This is a genomic window from Pseudomonas fluorescens, assembly GCF_001708445.1.
Taxonomy (GTDB): Bacteria; Pseudomonadota; Gammaproteobacteria; order Pseudomonadales; family Pseudomonadaceae; genus Aquipseudomonas; species Aquipseudomonas gorinensis.
Map to the genome: position 1 here is coordinate 4,013,341 of NZ_CP015637.1, position 19,717 is coordinate 4,033,057.

Annotated in this window: 18 protein-coding genes; 5 read left to right on the forward strand and 13 right to left on the reverse strand. The window is 60.1% G+C overall.

Annotated elements, in window-relative coordinates; genetic code table 11:
• Nucleotides 1–11: 11 nt before the first annotated feature.
• Nucleotides 12–1,025, reverse strand: coding sequence for an ABC transporter substrate-binding protein (locus A7317_RS17650; protein WP_024076088.1), 1,014 nt, complete (start codon nucleotides 1,023–1,025; stop codon nucleotides 12–14).
• 165 nt (nucleotides 1,026–1,190) lie between these two features.
• On the opposite strand from A7317_RS17650, the gene A7317_RS17655 reads away from it, so the two are divergent.
• Nucleotides 1,191–1,622, forward strand: a complete 432-nt coding sequence (locus A7317_RS17655) for a hypothetical protein (RefSeq protein ID WP_024076089.1) — start codon at nucleotides 1,191–1,193, stop codon at nucleotides 1,620–1,622.
• 164 nt (nucleotides 1,623–1,786) lie between these two features.
• The gene (gene potE, locus A7317_RS17660) at nucleotides 1,787–3,115 is read left to right on the forward strand and encodes a putrescine-ornithine antiporter (RefSeq protein ID WP_069076481.1); all 1,329 of its coding nucleotides are present in this window, start codon (nucleotides 1,787–1,789) and stop codon (nucleotides 3,113–3,115) included.
• Nucleotides 3,116–3,438: 323 nt separating this feature from the next.
• Here potE and A7317_RS17665 read toward each other — a convergent pair whose 3' ends face one another.
• The 6 genes from A7317_RS17665 to A7317_RS17690 all read right to left on the reverse strand — a co-directional run bounded on the left by A7317_RS17665 (nucleotide 3,439) and on the right by A7317_RS17690 (nucleotide 9,493).
• Complete coding sequence (locus tag A7317_RS17665; protein ID WP_024076091.1) at nucleotides 3,439–5,181, reverse strand: ABC transporter substrate-binding protein; 1,743 nt, start codon at nucleotides 5,179–5,181, stop codon at nucleotides 3,439–3,441.
• Between the two features lie 163 nt (nucleotides 5,182–5,344).
• Nucleotides 5,345–5,617, reverse strand: coding sequence for a DUF2160 domain-containing protein (locus A7317_RS17670; RefSeq protein ID WP_014718862.1), 273 nt, complete (start codon nucleotides 5,615–5,617; stop codon nucleotides 5,345–5,347).
• A gap of 10 nt (nucleotides 5,618–5,627) precedes the next feature.
• On the reverse strand, nucleotides 5,628–6,428 hold the full coding sequence (locus A7317_RS17675; RefSeq protein ID WP_003174634.1) for a carbohydrate ABC transporter permease: 801 nt from the start codon (nucleotides 6,426–6,428) through the stop codon (nucleotides 5,628–5,630).
• A gap of 10 nt (nucleotides 6,429–6,438) precedes the next feature.
• Nucleotides 6,439–7,305, reverse strand: a complete 867-nt coding sequence (locus tag A7317_RS17680) for a carbohydrate ABC transporter permease (protein WP_024076092.1) — start codon at nucleotides 7,303–7,305, stop codon at nucleotides 6,439–6,441.
• Nucleotides 7,302–8,399, reverse strand: coding sequence for an ABC transporter ATP-binding protein (locus tag A7317_RS17685; RefSeq protein WP_024076093.1), 1,098 nt, complete (start codon nucleotides 8,397–8,399; stop codon nucleotides 7,302–7,304). The genes A7317_RS17680 and A7317_RS17685 overlap by 4 nt, the downstream gene beginning before the upstream one ends.
• On the reverse strand, nucleotides 8,399–9,493 hold the full coding sequence (locus A7317_RS17690) for an ABC transporter ATP-binding protein (protein WP_069076482.1): 1,095 nt from the start codon (nucleotides 9,491–9,493) through the stop codon (nucleotides 8,399–8,401). The genes A7317_RS17685 and A7317_RS17690 overlap by 1 nt, the downstream gene beginning before the upstream one ends.
• Nucleotides 9,494–9,966: 473 nt before the next feature.
• On the opposite strand from A7317_RS17690, the gene A7317_RS17695 reads away from it, so the two are divergent.
• Nucleotides 9,967–11,784, forward strand: coding sequence for a sigma-54-dependent Fis family transcriptional regulator (locus A7317_RS17695; RefSeq protein WP_069076483.1), 1,818 nt, complete (start codon nucleotides 9,967–9,969; stop codon nucleotides 11,782–11,784).
• Between the two features lies 1 nt (nucleotide 11,785).
• Here A7317_RS17695 and A7317_RS17700 read toward each other — a convergent pair whose 3' ends face one another.
• The 3 genes from A7317_RS17700 to A7317_RS17710 form a co-directional block, all read right to left on the reverse strand.
• Nucleotides 11,786–12,718: a FecR family protein gene (locus A7317_RS17700; RefSeq protein WP_024076096.1), complete on the reverse strand. Its 933-nt coding sequence runs from the start codon at nucleotides 12,716–12,718 to the stop codon at nucleotides 11,786–11,788.
• Nucleotides 12,715–13,257 carry a sigma-70 family RNA polymerase sigma factor gene (locus tag A7317_RS17705; RefSeq protein ID WP_024076097.1) on the reverse strand — a complete coding sequence of 181 codons (543 nt, stop codon included), beginning with the start codon at nucleotides 13,255–13,257 and terminating at the stop codon, nucleotides 12,715–12,717. Before A7317_RS17705 ends, A7317_RS17700 begins: the two co-directional genes overlap by 4 nt.
• Before the next feature lie 372 nt (nucleotides 13,258–13,629).
• On the reverse strand, nucleotides 13,630–15,747 hold the full coding sequence (locus A7317_RS17710) for a TonB-dependent receptor family protein (RefSeq protein ID WP_069076484.1): 2,118 nt from the start codon (nucleotides 15,745–15,747) through the stop codon (nucleotides 13,630–13,632).
• Between the two features lie 245 nt (nucleotides 15,748–15,992).
• Here A7317_RS17710 and A7317_RS30885 point away from each other — a divergent pair, with 245 nt between their 5' ends.
• Both A7317_RS30885 and A7317_RS17715 read left to right on the forward strand, forming a co-directional pair.
• Nucleotides 15,993–16,151, forward strand: coding sequence for a hypothetical protein (locus tag A7317_RS30885; protein WP_168233656.1), 159 nt, complete (start codon nucleotides 15,993–15,995; stop codon nucleotides 16,149–16,151).
• 5 nt (nucleotides 16,152–16,156) lie between these two features.
• A complete protein-coding gene (locus tag A7317_RS17715; RefSeq protein ID WP_069076485.1) occupies nucleotides 16,157–16,783 on the forward strand; it encodes a helix-turn-helix domain-containing protein in 627 nt (208 codons plus the stop codon).
• Nucleotides 16,784–16,840: 57 nt separating this feature from the next.
• On the opposite strand, the gene A7317_RS31145 is transcribed toward A7317_RS17715, so the two are convergent.
• The 3 genes from A7317_RS31145 to A7317_RS17730 all read right to left on the reverse strand — a co-directional run bounded on the left by A7317_RS31145 (nucleotide 16,841) and on the right by A7317_RS17730 (nucleotide 18,954).
• Complete coding sequence (locus A7317_RS31145) at nucleotides 16,841–17,353, reverse strand: hypothetical protein (protein ID WP_081329432.1); 513 nt, start codon at nucleotides 17,351–17,353, stop codon at nucleotides 16,841–16,843.
• 439 nt (nucleotides 17,354–17,792) lie between these two features.
• Complete coding sequence (locus tag A7317_RS17725; protein ID WP_069076486.1) at nucleotides 17,793–18,062, reverse strand: hypothetical protein; 270 nt, start codon at nucleotides 18,060–18,062, stop codon at nucleotides 17,793–17,795.
• Nucleotides 18,063–18,204: 142 nt separating this feature from the next.
• Nucleotides 18,205–18,954, reverse strand: coding sequence for a hypothetical protein (locus tag A7317_RS17730; protein ID WP_069076487.1), 750 nt, complete (start codon nucleotides 18,952–18,954; stop codon nucleotides 18,205–18,207).
• Nucleotides 18,955–19,717 lie beyond the last annotated feature (763 nt).

The window sequence follows — 19,717 nt, forward strand, 5'->3', positions numbered from 1 at the left end:
GGGATCGACGTTCAGCTGCCGTTGCCGCCGTGGGCCTCTTCGAAGAAGTAGTCTTTCCAGCTCGCCGCCTTGTTTTTCAGCACGCCGAGCTCATGCAATTTCTCGGCATAAATATAGGTCCGCTGCGGCACGATGGTGAAGTCGATTTCCGGGTCCTGGACGATTTTCTCCACCAGGTCCAACGGCAGCTTGGATTGCTCGACGCGAATATACGCCTTGGCCGCCGCCGGTTTGTCAGCCTTGATGATCGTCTCCGCCTCCGCCAGGGCGTCATAGAACGCCTTGTAGGTCTTGGGGTTCTCGTCGTGGAATTTCTGCGTGGTGTAGAGCACGTTGAAGGTGGCCGGACCGCCAAGGATGTCGTAGGAACTGAGCACCTTGTGTACGTTGGGGTTCAACAGTTCCTGGTACTGGAACGGCGGGCTGGAGAAGTGCGAATTGATCTCCGAACCGCCGGCAATCAGCGCCGCCGTGGCGTCGGGATGGGCCAGGCTGATGGAGATGTCATCGAATTTCTTGTAGTGGGCGTCGCCGAACTGCTTGGCGGTTTCGATCTGCAAGGTGCGCGACTGGAAGCCCACGCCGGCGGCGGGCACGGCGATGCGGTCTTTCTCGGTGAAGTCCTTGAGGGTCTTGACCTTGGGGTTGTTGGACAGCAGGTAGTTGGGCATCGAACCAAGGGAGGCGATGGCCTTGACGTTCTGTTTGCCCTGGGTGCGGTCCCATAGGGTGAGCATCGGCGGCACACCGGCCGACACCACGTCCAGCGCGCCGGCCAGCAGCGATTCGTTCATGGCCGTAGCGCCGGAAATGCTGTTCCATTCCACCTGGATATCCAGGCCCTGTGCCTTGCCGTGTTTTTCGATCAGGTGCTGGTCGCGCACTACATCAAGGATCAGGTAACCGATGCCGAACTGCTGGGCGATACTGATCTTGCCTTCGGCCTGGGCGCCGGGGCTGAGTAACGCACCGGCGGCGGCCAGGGATGCGGCCAGGAGGGTCAGGGAGGAACGTTTGAAAGTCATGGAGGGCTGCCGCGTTTTCGAGGAGGTGATGAAGCCTAGCGGCGGTTTTTAAGAGCGCAAAAGAATATCGCGATCTATTGTTATGCAAATCATCCCCAAATCGGCGCCCGGCTGCTATTGTGCCGCGCTTTGAAAAGCCGCCTGATACCTGCGAGGAAATGGACGTTGAACACTGACGAAAAAATGACCGGGGACCTGTTCGAAGTGGATAAGCGCCTGTCACTCAAGCCCGTGGTGGACTTCAACGCCTACCTGCGCAGCGCGTTTGGCGATGGCCCGTGCACCTGCGTACGGTGTGCGGCCAGTGGCGGCGATGAAAGCAGCTATGAACAGCAACACACGTTCACCTTCGACGCCAAGCCGACCCACCGTCGCTTTGCGTCCACGGCCGGCAGTGATGTGCTGTTGATGCTCAAGAAAGCCTGGTTGTCCTACACCAAGGCCGAGCTGCCGTTGAGTGGGGTGCTGGCAGTGGAGACGGTGAAGGAGTTTGTCGAACCGCCACTGCACAGGCGTTTGGTCCCGTTGTTCCTGGCCAGTGGCCTGGTCAAGGACCTGGAAGGTGAATGGCGCCTCCAGCCACAAGCGATGGCCTGATCCCGAGGCCCCGAACCACCGACCCAAGGGGGCGCCCCACCTGAGTCCATTGCAGTATGACAGGCGCGGAGGTTGACGCAGGCCAAAGGACGCGCCGAATGTGTCCAAGCCATGGCTCCCTCGCCACAACGACAGTGCTCGCTATTCAACCCCAAGGAATACCGATGTCCACACCCAGTAAAAAGATGAGCCTGCTGGGCCTGACCGCCCTGGTCGCGATCAATATGATGGGCTCGGGCATCATCATGTTGCCGGCCAGCATGGCGCAATTGGGGGCCATTTCGTTGCTGTCGTGGGGTGTCACGGCGGTGGGTTCGATGGCAATTGCCTACGGCTTTGCCCAATGCGGGCTTTTTTGTAAGCGCAGCGGCGGCATGTCGGCCTACACCGAAGAGGCCCACGGCAAGTCCGGGTTCTTCATGTGTTCGTTCCTGTATTTTCTCTCGCTGATCATCGCCAATGTGGCGATTGCGATTTCAGCGGTGGGTTATCTGTCAGCGTTTATCCCCTGGCTGGGCAGTGGGCCGATGCCGTTGTTTATCGGCAGCCTGGCGTTGATCTGGCTGACCACCGCGGCCAACTTCGGCGGCCCACGCATCACCGGGCGCATCGGCGTGGTGACGGTGTGGGGCGTGATCCTTCCGGTGGCGGGGCTGTGCGTGATCGGCTGGTTCTATTTCCGGGCCGAGGTGTTCACCGCGGCATGGAACCCGCACGGACGCTACCTGTGGGACGCCGTCAGCGCGAGTATTCCCCTGACCCTGTGGGCCTTCCTCGGCATGGAGTCGGCCGCCCAAGGCTATGACGCGGTCGAGAACCCCGAGCGCACCGTACCGCTGGCGTGCCTGCTGGGCACGCTGGGGGTGGCGGTGGTGTATGTGCTGTCGACGTCGGTGATCCAGGGCATCGTCCCCAACGCTGAGCTGGCGGCCTCCTCCGCGCCGTTTGCGCTGGTCTATGCGCAGATGTTCAGCCCCTGGGTGGGCAAGCTGATCATGGCGCTGGCGGTGGTGGCTTGCATCGGTTCGCTGCTGGGTTGGCAATTCACCCTGGCACAGACGGCCAAGATGTCGGCGGACCAACGCCTGTTTCCACGCTTTTTCAGCCGGGTCACCCAGGCCAATGCGCCGGTGCTGGGGCTGCTGGCCTGTGCGACGTTGCAAAGCCTGATCGCCTTGTCGACCATCTCGCCCAGCGCCAGTGCGCAGTTCAGCAAGCTGGTGAACCTGGCGGTGGTGACCAACCTGGTGCCCTATGTGACCGCCCTCAGCGGCTTGCTGGTGATGATGCACAAGGCGCGCGCCAGTGCGACGGTACAGGCGCGGAACACGCTGGTGGTCGTAGTAGCCGTGGGGTATTCGCTGTATGCGATTTACGCATGCGGGGAAGCGCCGGTGTTTGGCGCGATGCTGGTGTTGGCGCTGGGGTATCTGTTGTATGGGTTTCTGGCCAAGCGGTTTGTTGGGGAACCAGCAGATCCACCCGAGGCCTGACGATCCCCTGTGGGAGATGTCGAGCTTTAGCGAGGCTTCGAAGGCGGTGGTGCTGTTGGCTTCACACCGCCATCGGGGGCAAGCCCCCTCCCACATTTTTACCGAGTACACCAGCCACAACATCGGTCGGTTCCAAGGCAGCAAAAGACAGAACAAAACCAGACCGAAATTTACCGGATATATGCAGATCCAAATGTGGGAGGGGCGGTGCGACGATTCGACTTGCCCCCGATGGCGCCGGGTCAGTTAACCACTAGGTGACTGACACGCCCTCATCGAGGGCAAGCCCCCTTCCACCGTTTTTACCGCGTGTTCCGGAATGATTATTTACGCGCTGCCTCCCATTGCTTGAGCAGGTCGCCGTAGGCCACGGTCTCGCCTTTAGGCTTCTCGTTGGCCAGTTTCGGTTTCGGTGCGCCCGGCTGGTCGAACCAGTATTGCGCGTCACGCTCAGGGTTCATTTTCGGGCCGCACACCGGCTGCACTTTGGAGCGTTCCAGGCGCGTCATGATCGCGTCTTGCTCCTTGGCCAGGTTATCCAGCGCCTGTTGCGGGGTTTTCTCGCCGCTGGCGGCGGCCGCGATGTTGCTCCACCACAGTTGCGCCAGGCGTGGGTAATCCGGCACGTTGGTGCCGGTCGGGGTCCATTCCACCCGGGCCGGGCTGCGGTAGAACTCCACCAGGCCACCGAGTTTCGGCGCCAGGTCGGTCATGGCCTGGGAGTTGATGTCGGATTCCCGAATCGGCGTCAGGCCGACGATGGTTTTCTTCAGCGACACGGTTTTCGAGGTCACGAACTGAGCATAGAGCCAGGCCGCAAGTTTCTGCTTCTCAGGCGTCGACTTGAGGAAGGTCCAGGAGCCCACGTCCTGATAGCCCTTCTTCATGCCCTTTTCCCAATACGGCCCGACCGGCGATGGCGCCATGCGCCATTTCGGCGTGCCGTCGGCGTTCACTACGGGCAGGCCCGGCTTGGTCATGTCGGCGGTAAACGCGGTGTACCAGAAGATCTGCTGGGCGATATTGCCCTGGGACGGCACCGGGCCGGACTCGGAGAAGGTCATGCCCGCCGCTTCCGGGGGGGCGTAGGCTTTCATCCAGTCCACGTATTTCTGCGTGGCAAACACGGCGGCCGGGCCGTTGGTATCGCCGCCACGGGTCACGCTGGAGCCCACCGGGTGGCAGTCCTCCACGCGAATGCCCCACTCATCCACCGGCAAGCCGTTGGGCAGGCCCTTGTCGCCGCCGCCGGCCATGGAGAACCAGGCATCGGTGAAGCGCCAGCCCAGGGACGGATCCTTCTTGCCATAGTCCATATGGCCATAGATGCGCTTGCCGTCGATTTCCTTGACGTCTTCGCTGAAGAACTTGGCGATGTCTTCATAGGCGGACCAGTTCACCGGCACGCCGAGGTCATAACCGTACTTCTCCTTGAACTTGGCTTTGAGTTCCGGACGCTCGAACCAGTCGGCGCGGAACCAATAGAGGTTGGCGAATTGCTGGTCGGGCAACTGGTAGATCTTGCCGTCCGGCGCAGTGGTGAAGGAGATGCCGATAAAGTCCTTGATATCCAGGGTCGGCGAGGTGAAGGCCTTGCCTTCGTTGGCCATCAGGTCGGTGATCGATTCGGTCTTGCCATAGCGAAAGTGCGTACCGATCAAGTCCGAGTCGTTGACCCAGCCGTCATAGATATTCTTGTCGGACTGCATCTGGGTTTGCAGCTTTTCCACCACGTCGCCTTCCTGCAGCAGGTCGTGGGTCAGCTTGATCCCGGTGATTTCACTGAAGGCCTTGGCCAGCACCTTGGACTCGTACTCATGGGTGGTGAGGGTTTCCGACACCACGTTGATCTTCATCCCACGGAACGGTTCCGAAGCCTTGATGAACCACTTGAGTTCCTCAAGCTGCTGGTCGGCCGTGAGGGTCGAGGGTTTGAACTCGCTGCCGATCCATTTTTTCGCCGCGTCTTCGTACGCATCGGCCCAGGCCGTGGCGCTCAAACCGCTGAGGGCCAGTACGGCGGCCAATGAAATGCTATGTCGCAGCTTATTGTTTTTATTCAACATAGAGACCTCCTGGTTAATTTCAAAAAGGACTACAAACGCCACAGCCCTCCTGTAGGAGCGAGCTTGCTCGCGAAAAACCCGACGACACCGCGTACATCCAGAATGCCCGCGTTATCGTTGGCGATTTTCGCGAGCAAGCTCGCTCCTACAAGGTGTCGAGGCACTAGCCCCAACGCATCACACTCAACAGCCATACCAGGGAGAGCGCGGACGCCACCCAGATGCTCCAGTCGGTTACGCCAATCACCAGCAGGTGCAGGTAGGCGCTTCCGAGAAGACCGATAAACAAGCGATCACCACGGGTGGTGCTGATCGGCAACAAACCGCGCCGAGGGATACTCGGCGAACGCAGTTCCCAGGTGGTCATGCCCGCCAGAATCAGGGCAATGCCGCCAAAGAACAGCGCCGTAGGGGTGGTCCAGGCCATCCATTCCATCATCGACTCCTCAGACCCGGCCCAGGGCAAAGCCCTTGGCCACGTGGTTGCGAACAAACCAGATCACCAGCATGCCCGGCAGGATGGTCAACACCCCCGCCGCCGCCAGCACGCCCCAATCGATCCCCGACGCCGACACCGTGCGCGTCATCACCGCCGCAATGGGCTTGGCGTTGACCGAAGTCAGGGTGCGCGCCAGCAGCAGTTCGACCCAGGAAAACATGAAGCAGAAAAACGCCGTGACGCCGATGCCGGAGCCGATCAATGGGATAAAAATCTTCACGAAAAATTTGGGGAAACTGTAGCCATCGATGTAAGCGGTTTCGTCGATTTCCTTGGGCACGCCAGACATGAAGCCTTCGAGGATCCACACCGCCAACGGCACGTTGAACAGGCAGTGGGCCAAGGCCACGGCGATGTGCGTATCGAACAGGCCGATGGACGAATACAGCTGGAAAAATGGCAGCAAGAACACCGCGGGTGGCGCCATGCGGTTGGTCAGCAGCCAGAAGAACAGGTGCTTGTCACCCAGGAAGCGGTAACGCGAGAAAGCATAGGCCGCCGGCAACGCCACGCTCAGTGAAATCACCGTGTTCAGGCTCACGTAGTACAGCGAGTTGAGGTAACCGGTGTACCAGCTCGGGTCGGTAAAGATCACCTTGTAGTTGGCCAGGGTGAAGTCCTGCGGAAACAGCGTCAGCCCGCCGAGGATTTCGGTGTTGCTCTTGAAGGACATGTTCAACAGCCAGTAGATCGGCACCAGCAGGAACAGGATATAAATCAGCAGGGGGATGACTTTGCGCTTGCTCATGCTGGCGACCTCAGCGGTTGGCGTCGGAATGGGTCATGGCGGTGTAGAACAACCAGGACACCAACAGAATGATCAGGAAATACACCAGGGAAAACGCCGCGGCCGGGCCCAGGTCGAATTGGCCTACGGCCATCTGGGTCAGCGTCTGGCTGAGGAAGGTAGTGGCGTTACCCGGCCCGCCCCCCGTGAGGACAAAGGGCTCGGTGTAGATCATGAAACTGTCCATAAAGCGCAGCATCACCGCGATCAGCAGCACGCTTTTCATCTTCGGCAATTGGATATGTCGGAAAACCGCCCAGGCGGATGCGCGATCGATCCGCGCCGCCTGGTAGTACACATCTGGGATGGCCCGCAGCCCCGAATAGCACAGCAGCGCGACCAGCGACGTCCAGTGCCATACGTCCATCACCAGCACCGTGACCCAGGCGTCCAGGGTATTGGCCGCGTAGTTGTAGCTGATGCCCAGGGCATTGAGGCTGTAGCCGAGCAAACCAATATCGGCGCGGCCGAAAATCTGCCAAATGGTGCCGACCACGTTCCATGGAATCAGCAAGGGAATGGCCAGGATAATCAGCACCAGCGACGACCAGCGGCCCTTGGTCGGCATGGTCAGGGCGATGGCGATGCCCAGGGGGATTTCGATCAGCAGCACGCAGGCCGAGTAGATGAACTGGCGCAACAGCGAGTCATGCAGGCGCGGATCGAGCAGCACCTGTTTATACCAGTCGGCGCCGACAAAGTAGCGGCTGGACTGGTCGAAGATGTCCTGCACCGAATAGTTGACCACGGTCATCATTGGGATCACCGCGCTGAACGCCACCAGCAGGAACACCGGCAACACCAGCCACCAGGCCTTGTTGTTCTGCACCTTGTTCATGGCAGCACCTCCAGCAGGTAGTCGTCGGCATACACCATCAGCCACTGCGCGGGAAAGCTGATGGACGCCCTGCCCTCCGGCACCGGTTTGTCTTCGGCCAGGCGCACTTTCAGGGTGGCGCCGTCGAGGTTGAGGGTCACGATCTTGTAGGTGCCGAGGTCTTCCACATGGGTGACGTCGGCCTGCAGGGCGTCAGGGTTGTGCTCATCCCACACATGGACAAATTCCGGGCGGATGCCGACCTGCAGCTTCGTGTAGTCCGTTTCGGAAATGCGCTGCTGCAAGGCCTCCGACAACGGCAGATACGTACCGGCAAAACGCACCCCGCCGGCTTCGGCCTGCACTTCGATCAGATTCATCCCCGGGCTGCCGATGAAATAGCCGACAAAGGTGTGGCTCGGCCGTTCGAACAGGTCCCGTGGCGTGCCGAACTGCACGATCTGGCCGCCGTACATCACCGCGATCTTGTCGGCAAAGGTCGACGCCTCCAGCTGGTCGTGGGTGACGTAGACCATGGTGATATTGAACTGCTCGTGGATCTGCTTGAGCTTGCGCCGCAGTTTCCATTTGAGGTGCGGGTCGATCACGGTCAGCGGTTCATCGAAGAGGATCGCCGATACGTCATCGCGCACCAGGCCACGGCCCATGGAGACTTTCTGCTTTTCGTCGGCAGTGAGGTTGCGCGCCTTTTTGCTCAGCAGGTTTTGCAGGTCGAGGACTTCGGCAATTTCCTGCACCTTGCTGTGAATTTTCGCCTCGGCCATACCCTGGTTTCGCAGGGGGAAAGCCAGGTTGTCGAACACCGTCATGGTGTCGTAGACCACCGGGAACTGGAACACCTGGGCGATGTTGCGTTTCTCCGGCGTCAGCTCGTTGACCACCTGTTGGTCGAACAACACCTGGCCTTCCGAGGGGCTGAGCAACCCGGAGATGATATTGAGCAGGGTCGATTTGCCGCAGCCCGACGGCCCGAGCAAGGCGTAGGCACCACCCTGCTCCCACACGTGGTTCATTGCCCGAATGGCGTAGTCCTCAGGACCGGCCGGCGTAGGGCTGTAGCTGTGCGCCAGGTTCTGCAAATGGATCTCGGCCATCAGGCAACCCTCGCGACACGGCGCCCGGGGGCCTGGACCAAACGGCCCTGGCCATCGAACACAAACAGTTTATGGGTGGGGATATACACGCGGATCGGCGCGTCGACGTCGTACTCATGCACGCCCGGCAGGTGCAGGACCAATAGGAAGTGTTCACTGCGCACATGCAGGAACGTTTCTGAACCGCTGATCTCGGCGACTTCCACGGTCACCGCCAACTCCAGGTCATCGTCGTTGCTCGGTACCAGGCTGATATGGCTGGGGCGCACACCAAAGCGGAAATCGCCTTCGCCGATGGGGCGCAGGTCGACATTCAACGGAAAGTGCACGAAATTGGCGAAGCTCACCTCGTTACCGCTGATACGCCCCGGCATCAGGTTGATCGGTGGTTCGGAAAACAGCTCGGCGGCCAGCACGGTTTGCAGCTGGTGATAGACCTCGGCGGCCCTGCCGCTCTGGATCACTCGGCCTTCGTGAAGGATCGTGGTGGTGCCGCCCAGGGCCAACGCCTCGTTGGGCTCGGTGGTGGCGTAGATGGCAATGGTATGCCGCGCCTTGAACAGCTCGCGCATTTCCTGACGCAGCTCTTCACGCAGTTTGTAGTCCAGGTTCACCAACGGTTCATCGAACAGGATCAGTTCGGCGTCTTTGACCAGGGCGCGGGCCATGGCCGTGCGTTGCTGCTGGCCGCCAGACAGTTCCAAGGGGTGACGCTGGAGGAATTTCTCGATGCGCAGCATCCTGGCGGTTTCGAGCACCTTGCTCTGGATCAGCTCGTCGGACACACCGGCCTGGCGCAACGGCGAGGCGATGTTTTCGAATACGGTCATGGTCGGGTAGTTGATGAACTGCTGATACACCATCGACACGTTACGCAGACGCACCGGTTTGTGGGTGACATCCACGCCGTTCATCAGGATGCGGCCGCTGTCGGGCTTGTCCAGGCCGGCCATCAGGCGCATCAGGCTAGTCTTGCCGGACAGCGTGCGGCCCAGCAGGACGTTGAAGGAACCGGCTTCGAATCGCAGGTTGGCGTCGTCGATCCAGGTCTGGCCTTCGACGACGCGGGAGACATGTTCCAGGGTCAATGACATGACACGCCCTTTTTATTATTGGAATGAATCTGGCCAGTCCTCAGAGCGAGTTTCATGCCAAGACGGCAGGTGCTTGATTCACAAGGCGGTGGGCTGAACGTGATGTTCAGGAACGAACAAAAATGAACAGATCAGGCTGAACAATTGAACAATCCTGGGGTTGACAATGAACAGTTATGAACAACACTGTTTGAACCCGATGGAACGATCAACACAGGTCAAATGCGGGAGGGGGCTGCCAGTCAGTTAAGCGTACATGGCCTTCTGTAGGAGCGAGGGGGACGCCTAGTTCTTGCTCGCGAAAAACTCACAGGCGCCGTGTTCATTCAGGAAGCACGCGTTATCGTTGAGGTTTTTCGCGAGCAAGCTCGCTCCTACAAAAAAGCCTTAGAGCTTGCCCCCTCCCCCATTTTGTCCCCGTTGCGTCGGGTAAATAGTGCAAGACCCCAAAACAATAAAAAGAAGGTCGCCCCATGGCCGAACCCTTGGCTCACGACACCTTAATCCAGGAATCCTGGCGCCGCTGCCGCGCGTACGGCCTGGACCACCAGAGCCCCCCCAGCTTCGACCAGCTCCCCGCCGAAGGCATCAGCCAGTTGCTGGAAAGCCAGCATTCCCTGGTACAGACCACTCATCAGGAAGTGCTGCCCTACTACGAGAACATCCTCAGCAACTCCAACTGCCTGATCATGCTGGCCGATAACCAGGGCCAGGTCCTGACTTCGTGGGGCACCCAGCGCTTTATCGAGCCCAAGCTGGCCCGCGGTTTCAGCGCTGGCGCCAGTTGGATGGAGCGCTCCAGCGGTACCAATGCCATCGGCACGGCGCTGGCCTGTGCCCAGGCGGTGCATATCGAGCACGATGAACACTTCTTGAAAGCCAACCGTTTCATGACCGGCTCCGCGGCGCCGATCTTCGATGCCCAGCGTGAAATCATCGCCGTGCTGGATGTGTCCAGCGACAGCTACCTGCCGCCCTCGCACACCCTGGGCATGGTCAAGATGATGAGCCAGACCGTGGAGAACCGGCTGATCCTCAACCTGTTTCGCGGCGAGCACTTTCAGCTGACCTTCAATACTGGCCTGAGCAACCTCGACAGCCAGTGGGCCGGCCTGCTGATCTTCGATGAAAGCGGCCAGGTGCTCTCGGCCAACCGCCGCGCCGACAACCTGCTGGGCATCAGCCTGTCGCGGGTGATGATCGACAGTTTGTTCAAGGTGTCGTTGCTGGAGTTGCTCAATCAGCCGGAGGGGTTGCCGTTCTCGTTGCAGGCGGCGGGACGCAATCGCTTCCAATGCGTGTTGAAACGGCCCAAGCAAACGCCGGTGCAGGCGCGCGTGTTCAGCGAACCGATACCGCCCAAGCCCGTCGCGATGGGCCTCAAGACCTTGCATTTCGGTGAAGCCCGCGTGGAAAAAGCCGTACGCCAGGCCGAGCGGCTGCTGGAAAAAGATATCCCGCTGCTGATCCACGGTGAAACCGGGGTGGGCAAGGAGGTGTTCGTCAAAGCCCTGCACCAGGCCAGTTCGCGCAGCCGGCAGGCGTTTATCGCAGTGAATTGTGCAGCCATTCCGGCAGAGCTGGTGGAATCGGAACTGTTCGGCTATGAAAAAGGCGCGTTCACCGGCGCCAATCAGAAAGGCAGCATCGGCCTGATTCGCAAGGCCGACAAAGGCACGCTGTTTCTCGATGAAATCGGTGACATGCCCCTGCCGACCCAGGCGCGTCTACTTCGGGTATTGCAGGAACGTTGCGTGCAACCCGTGGGCAGCAGCGAGTTGTTCCCGGTGGACTTGCGCATCATCTCCGCCACCAACCGCGCACTGCGAGAGCTTGTGCAGGCCGGGCGTTTTCGTGAGGATTTGTACTACCGCATCGGTGGCCTGACCTTGGAACTACCGCCCCTGCGCGAGCGCACCGACAAGCGCGCGCTGTTCCAACAGCTATGGCAGCAGCATCGCGAGCCGACCCAGTGGGCCGGGCTCAGTCCCGAGGTGCTGGCGCTATTCGAGCAGCACCCTTGGCCGGGCAATTTACGCCAGGTCAGCAGCGTGTTGCAGGTGGCCCTGGCCATGGCCGAAGAACAGCCGATCCGCGCGGAGCATCTGCCGGACGATTTTTTTGTGGATTTGAACCTGACGGCACCGCTGCCGGCCACTGAATACCTGGATGAGACCCTCGACCTGAAGCAACGCCTGAAGGCAGCAGGCGGGAACATTTCCCACCTGGCACGGGAGCTGGGAGTCAGCCGCAACACCTTGTACAAGCGCCTGCGGCAGAACGAAGCCTGAGCTAGCGAGGTTTGACCACCACCAGCAAATCCGTGAAGTACTCCACCCGGATCGGCAGGTTGTCCGCCAGCGCTGAGAGCGCGGCTGCACTGTCGTCCAGCTTGAATACGCCAGACACTCGCACATCCCGCAGGGCCTGGGCATCGAAGCGCACCACCCCATGACGATAGCTGGCCAGGGTTTGCAGCACCTCGCCCAGCGGTTGGTCGTTGACCTTGAGCAGGCCGCGGGTCCAGGCGTCCGGGTCGGTGTTGGCGATGGCTTGCGCGGCCTGGGCATGGCCGTGGTCGAGGATCGAACGCTGGCCGGCAGCGACTTTCACGCTGTCTGCGCCCTCGCCTTTGACCGCCACGGTGGATTCGATCACCGTCACTACCGTCGTGCCGTCCGCTGCGCGCTTGACCATATAACGCGTACCCAGTGCGGTCGCCGTACCTTGATCGGTACGCACCACGAACGGCCGCTGCGCATCCTTGGCCACGTCCACCCATAACTCGCCCTGCAGCAATTCAATCACACGCTGGTGGCCGTCGAATTTCACGTCGACCGCCGAGTTGCTGTTGAGCTGCAATTGGCTGCCGTCTTCCAGGGCGATTTGACGGCGCTCACCGACACCGGTGCGTTGGTCGGCCATCCATACCGGCAAGTGCTCAAGGCCCAACCAGCCACACAGCAATACGCCGAGCAAGCCCACCACCTGGGCACCGCGCGCGCGTTGCGGGGCGAATGCGCGGTTCAAGGCAATCCGCGCCGGTTGCGCCGGCAAGGTGTCGAGGCTGCCCCACAGGCTGCGCATGCGTTCGATGGCCACCCGGTGGCGAGGGTCGGCCTGGCACCAGGCATTGAAGGCTTGGCGGTCGGTGTCGCTGACATCTTCGTCGTGCAGGCGCGTCAGCCAGTTCGCAGCCTGCTGGATGATCTGCTCGGAACTCATGCCAATGGGTCTGCCGCATGCAGGCTGTGGTAGCAATGCACCAGCGCCGTGGAGATGTAGTTTTTGACGGTGCTGGGGGATACGTCCAGGCGGGTCGCGATCTCGTTGTAGGTCAGCCCATCGAGGCGGCTCAACAAGAAGGCTTCGCGCGCCTTGGCGGGCAAGCCGGCGAGCATCTCGGCGATGCGCTCCAGGGCTTGCAGCGCCACGTGGATCGCGGCCGGATCGGGCATGCCTGCCTCTTCGCACTGGATTCCCAGGGCCTCCATGTAGGCTTTTTCAATACGTCGGCGACGCGCGCCATCGATCAACAGGCGCCCCGCCGTTGTCGCAAGGAACGCACGGGGTTCCTTGATGTTTTGCGGCTCGGCCAGCATCAGTACGCGGATGAACGCGTCATGCGCCAGGTCGGCAGCGTGCTGGGAACAACCAAGTTTTTTGCGCAGCCAGCCATGCAGCCAGCCGTGGTGCTCGCTGTACATTGCCGTAAGGGTTTGCTGACGCACTGAATCGCCCAGCGCGGCCGGAATGTCATGCATGCGCAAAAACTTCTCAAATGGGAAATATTACCAATTGCGCAAACAATGCCAGTAAAACGATATCGGGGCAAGGGGGCTCACACTCTCTAAAAGCACCGCGAACCCAATGTGGCGAGCGTAACCTGTGGCGAGCGGGCTTGCCCCGCGTTGGGCTGCGAAGCAGCCCCAATAAGGCCACCGCGCTTATCCAGGCATATTGAATCGCCTGGTTTTGGGGCTGCTGCGCAGCCCAACGCGGGGCAAGCCCGCTCGCCACAACAAGGCCGCTCGCCACAAGAATGCGGTCGACTGGAATGGCTTATGCGAGGTTACAAACCGGGGACATCGTTTACATTTCTAACCCGGGCATGGGCCTCCCCCCTGTTTGCACTCTTAGCGCCAGCTCCATGACACCCCGGTATAGATGCCACGCCCGTCGCCCGGTGTGGATCGGGCCACGTCCAGGCCCTTGTCGTCGTAACCGGGCGTGACGGTGTTGGCGTAACGCCGGTTGGTGAGGTTGCGCAGGTCGACCCAGGCCTGCCAATCCTGCTTGGGCGCGTCATAGCCAACGGTGGCACCCAGCAAGGTATAGGCGGCGGCGGTGTAGGAGTTGGCGTAGTCCACCGCCACCCGTGAGGAATGCTCGGTGTTGAGGCTGGTGTAGAAGCCGGTCGGATGGCTGTAGCGCAGTTGTGCCTGGTAATAGTGCTTGGGGATGCCCGGCAACGTGTTGTCGCCGAAGCGGTCATCGTCGCGGTAGTGGAAATCGCTGAAGGTATACGCCTGGCGCAGGGCGAGCGCGCCGCTGCGGCCACCGTCCCACAACGGGCTGAGCAGGCTCAGTTCCACGCCCTGGTGCACGGTGGGGCTGGCATTGGACTCTGCGACGATGGCATTGCGGGTCGAGGTCTGCGCCTGGGTTTCCACGGTGAGCAGTTCGTGGCGCACTTCGGAACGGTACAGCGCCAGGTCCCACTGGCCGAACCCGGCTTCACCGCGCCCGCCGATTTCCAGGGTGGTGGCGGTCTGGTTTTTCAGATTCACGCCTTCGCGTTGCAAACCTGTGGCCGCACCACTGCCTGCGGGGAAGTATTTGTTCGACCCCCAGATCATCGACCAGGCATGGGGTGGCTCGACCGAGCGGCTCAGGTTGCCGTACACCTGCAATTGCGGGTTGAAGTCATAACGCAGGCCGATGCGTGGCGCGTAGTCCCAGTCATGTTGACTGAGCGGCGCCTGGCCTTCGGGATAGGTGACTTGGGTTTCGCGGCGAGTGTAGATCGCGGCAAGGCCAGTGGTCAGCCACAGGTCCGGGACCAGTTCCAGCTCGTTGCCGAGGTGCAGCACGGTGTCGGAGCCCAGGTAGCTGTAGTCGCGGGTCTTGGTGCCGGGGGCAAAGGTGGCCGTATTGCCAGCGGGCGTTCGCACGTATTCCGACGCACCATTGTTCGGCATCGCCTGGGTGGTGCGCAGGCCGAGGGTGGTGGTGCTGGCATGCCCGAACAGCGTGTCCTGGCGGATGTATTTCAGGGTGCTGCTGATATCGGTGTAGGCGACTTTCAGGCGATTGGTGCCTTCACGCAGGTCCATGGGGTAGTCGTGGTAGGCCAGGCCGACTTCGAGCCGCGAGGTATCGTCCAACTGCAGCGTGGTTTTGTTGGCGATCCAGGTGGAGCCGGGTTGCAGGCGCTTCGAATCGCGGGCGGCGTTAAGGCTGTTGGCGGCACGCGGATCGTGGTTGATCTGGTCGCGCGTAAGCTTGCCGGGCGTCTCATTGGTGGTTTCGCGGTAACGGAAGTAAAAGCGCGTTTCCAGGTCCGGGTTGAAGCGATAGCCGAAATTGGCCGCGACCCCTTTGCCGCTGCCGGTGCTCTGGTGCTGGTAGCCGTCGGACTCTGAACCGGTGAGGCTGACGAAGTAGTCGGCGTCCCCCAGCACCTGGCCCGAGCTGATCTCCCGCTGGCCATAGCCGCGACTGCCCGCCTCGTAGCGCACTTGCAACTTGGGCGCGTCGTAGCCGGTGCGGGTCACATAGTTGACTGAACCGCCCAGGGCCAATGCGCCTTGATCGAACCCATTGGCGCCGCGCAGCACTTCGACACGGCTTTGCCACAGCTGGTCCTTGAGTTCATAGGGCGTACCGCCAGGCCCGGTGAGCGGCAAGCCGTCGAACATTTCATACAGCCCCGAGGCATGGGCACCCGGGCTGCGATTCAGGCCCGAGCCACGGATCGACAGCTTCACGCCTTCGTTATTGGCCGCCTTGGCGTACACCCCAGCCTGGTACTTGAACACGTCTTCATTGGTGCTCACCCGCCCCTGCTGCACGCTGTTCATGTCTATGTAGTTGGTGCCGCCAGGCACGCTCTTGAGCTGCGTCTGGGCCACTTCGCCCGCGCTGGCTTCGCTACTGGTGACTTCGACCGGAGCCAGTTGCAGTTCTTCGGCTTGCACCAGTGAAGTGAGGGTCAAGGCGGCAAACAGCAGCGGAGGTTGACGCAAAAGCATGGGGAGTCCTTTGAATTCGGGGGCGTGGAAGCCAGGGCCTGGCACGCGAACAGTGATGGGAAGGCAAACCGGTGCATCAGGTCACGCCTGATTAACGGACCAGAGCCTTCCCACAACAGCATCGGACGGGGATTATTTTTAAGTCCAAAATCGAATTAACAAATGCAAACTCAGTATTTATAGAAATAACCGGCAAGCATTACTGTGGAGCCACTGAGTCACCCACGCATCACGAGACCGCCCCCATGCACACATCCGCTACCGTCATCGACTTCACCCTCCACCGCAAACGCCGCCAGGCACGAGCTGCGGCCGAGTTGATGTGGGCGATGTACGCAGCGCGTGCCGGGTTGATGCTGTTCACCGCCCAAGCTTCCCTGCCCAGCGACACTCGCCGGGCGTAAGGCCGATGAGTTTTCTGCACGTGATTCCCGAAGCACCTGAACCGCTGCCCAAGCCCAGCAACGACGATGACGTCATCAGCCTCTGCGTGGCGCATAACCTGCAACGCCTGCGCAGCAAGCGCCACTTGTCGCTGGACGGCCTGGCACGTGCCTGCGGCGTCAGCCGGGCGATGTTGGCGCAGATCGAATCCGGGCGCAGCGTCCCGTCGATCAAGGTTCTGTGCAAGATCGCCAAGGGCTTGAAGGTATCGGTGGCGGCGTTTCTGGAAGACCGCGCGTTTGAAGGGGTTGAGGTACTGCCGGCGCAACGGAGTAAGCGCCTGGTGAGTGCTGACGGGGCCTTCGTCAGCCGCGCGTTATTTCCATACGATACGGCGCGCCAGTCCGAATTCTATGAGATTCGCCTGCGCGCCTTGGGCGAAGAAATTTCCGCAGGCCACGGCCCGGGCATCCAGGAAAACCTGGTGGTGGCCCAGGGCGTGCTGGAGGTCAGCGTCAACGACGAGCGCTATTTGCTTTCCACTGGCGACTCGATCCTGTTCTATGCCGACCAGCCCCACCGCTACCGCAACCCATCGGACAGCGAGGCGGTGGCGTTTCTGGTGATCACCTATCCGGAACGGTTGGATTAATTTGCGCCAAAAAAAACGCCCCGGATAATCGGGGCGTTTTTTAGCATGCAGAACCTGTCAGCAGGTGCAGCACATCATCGGCATGCCGTTGCAGCTCATCATCATCGGCATGGCGCAGTCGTTCATCATCTTGTTCATCAGCATGCAGCAGTTGTTCATCATGTCCATGCTCATGCCTGGCATCGGCATCATTTTGCAGAGCATGCCGTCAGCCTGCATCGTGCATTCCATCACGCACTTCATCATCGGCATCGACATGCCCATAGGCATCATCATCGGCATGTTCATGTTCGACATCATGGCCATGGCGTCGGCCGACATGCACATCATCGACAGGTTGGCACACTGCATCATCATGGGCATGCCACAGTTCATCATCATCGCCATCATTTCGGCGTTGGTCTTGAACTGAGCCATATCCATGCCCGCTGCCGGCTTCATGGTGCACATCATGGCGTCGCTGGCCATTTCGCACTTCATGGTCGCCATCATCATCGGCATGCCCATCATCGGCATCATCGGCATCATTGGCATGGAGGTGTTCATTGGCATCTGCATGGCATTCATCATGTTCGAAACTCCGTAATCGACAGGAAATGAGTAAGTTCTGGGGCCGATTCTAGAGCGCGGGTGTCACGACGCAAGAAGGTGATCCAGCAGCGGAAAATGACGTTTGAGCGGGTTTCAATCGGATAATGCAGCCCTCCTTGTTGCGATAACGTCGATTACAACGCTGCAACTTCCAAGGTGGCTGCTATCAAATCAACTATATCGCAATAGATATTCGATCGGGCAATAGCCCCATTCCTGAAGGAAATAAACGATCTAACTGGCGCGAACAAATTCTGGCGAGGCGTCACACCGGGCGGTGCTGCAATTCCAGGGTGATACTGACTCGCCGCGTGAAGATGATCAGGATTTCCACCCATCCCTTGCCTCGACGCCGACGTGCAACTCGGGCAGCGACGAGGCGACTCAAGACATTGCCGACCCAAGCTGAGCCCGGTGACTAATCGGCAGACGGCTCCAGTGCGCGCATAAAATCGTCAGCCTCTGACCCCGCCGGGAATCTGAAACCCTGCATTTCATCGGTGGCCAGGATGTCGCTGAGCACGTCACGCAATTGCATCTCCGTCGGCGAATCTCGCAGCACCGTGTGCGCGTTCAACAGCAGCTCGGCAGCAACCCCATGGACACGCGCGGCGTCGATCACCGCAAAGAGCATAAACCGCAGGCGAATCTCGCGATCAGTGGGCCAAACCGTTTTTCGCTTACCCAAGGTAGGGCCTCATATTTAAGAAAAATCCGAGGCTATTGCCGACCGGGAAGCGTTTCAAGTTGCGAGATGCAAGATAGGCCATTTCCTACAGAGGAAACGGAAGCACCGCACTATCTGGCGCAGAGCGCAAGGTCGGGGGATTTCATTGCACCGGCAGGAAATTCATCAATAACAGGCTTTGCGCATAGTTAAGGCCAATACGTCGGTAGCGCTCATCGAGCATCTGGGTCAGCAGGTCGAGGCGCGCGACGATCTTGCCGAACTCCACCGCAAAACTGAGGTTGCTGCCCTCCTCCGAGATCTCGTTAGAAAACAACAGCAGCACGCCATTGGCATCCTGGCGTTGGCTGAGCAACCAGGTTGCCTTCTCGATGTTGCGCGCAGCGTTATTGACGAACTGCGGATTGATCGAGTCGGAAATGTAGAACTGCGTGCGCCCACCGTGTGCGGTGACGAGCATGCTGCCAATCGCGTAGATAAACGCCCCCACCCGGTCGCCGCGAAACTCAGGGCTCAAGGAATAGCTCAATGCCGCCAGGTCACGACGATCCCCCAGGGCGGGCAATGGTTGACGATTCTCGATGGCCTTGCGAATTTCCCGCGCCGCGCTCACCGCGTCCGGGTACCCCGATTGACGCCACTGGTTGGGGTTACGCAGATAAAGTTTGTTCATCAATAGATACAAGCTTTGCAGGTTGTCGCGCATGCCCAGGGTGGCCATACGATCGACGCTGGTCTGGAAGAATTCATCGGGCTTGCCGTTACTGAATTGCTTGGCGATATCGCGTCCCTGCTGCTGAGTGCAAGCGCTGGCACACCCCATCAACACGACCGCCAGCAGCAACGGCCGGCGCGTCCAAAAGGCGGTAAAAACAGGCAAAGTACGCGGCATCGGCACCCGATCTAGTTGTTCTGGCCACACGCAGTATGAGTGTCGCTGGCACAACGATAGATCCAGAAAACTCGAAAAAGTGCAGAGGGGCGGCAGAAAACCCGGCGCCGGGCCGGGTTCGCTGGGCTCAAGCGCTTGAATCAGTTGTCAGGATGCTCGCTCGCCAGCGAGTTGGCGGCGTCGACATCAGACATCTCTTCTTCAAGTGGTGCCCTATCCTCTGGGGGGCAATGCTCGGCAGCCTGGGCCGGCACGAACAGTGCTGGAGAATCTCATCCCTACAGGACGTGGCCGCCAGGAACCCGCCGAAAACGGCTGGCTTGGATGGGAGATAGACAGCCAGGCTACGTCGAACGCCCGGCATTACGGTCATGTTGTTTTTTTACGCCTTTCCCGCCCCTTCGTTCATATTGATGGTGAATAAACCAGACGACCAAGAGCAGTCCTGACAGACCGATAATGAACAACAACAGCTCTATTGCGGCACCTTCATGTGAAAACATGTTTCGTTCCTCGTCCTGAAGTATCGCGCCTCAAAAACGGGCGCTTCCGAAATTGTTAGTAACAATTCATACATTTTCAGGGTAGACGCCAACGTCGGAGGTGACAACCCCAAAAACCTCAGAACCCTTGATCTAGACACGTCACTCGTCGAAAAACCTCCGCACCCATCGCTCGAGGCAGGGCAACCTCCACGCAATGAGGGGGGGGGGCATTGCCGCAGCGTTACTGACGTCGGCAACTCGCTGGGACCGTGTCCCAG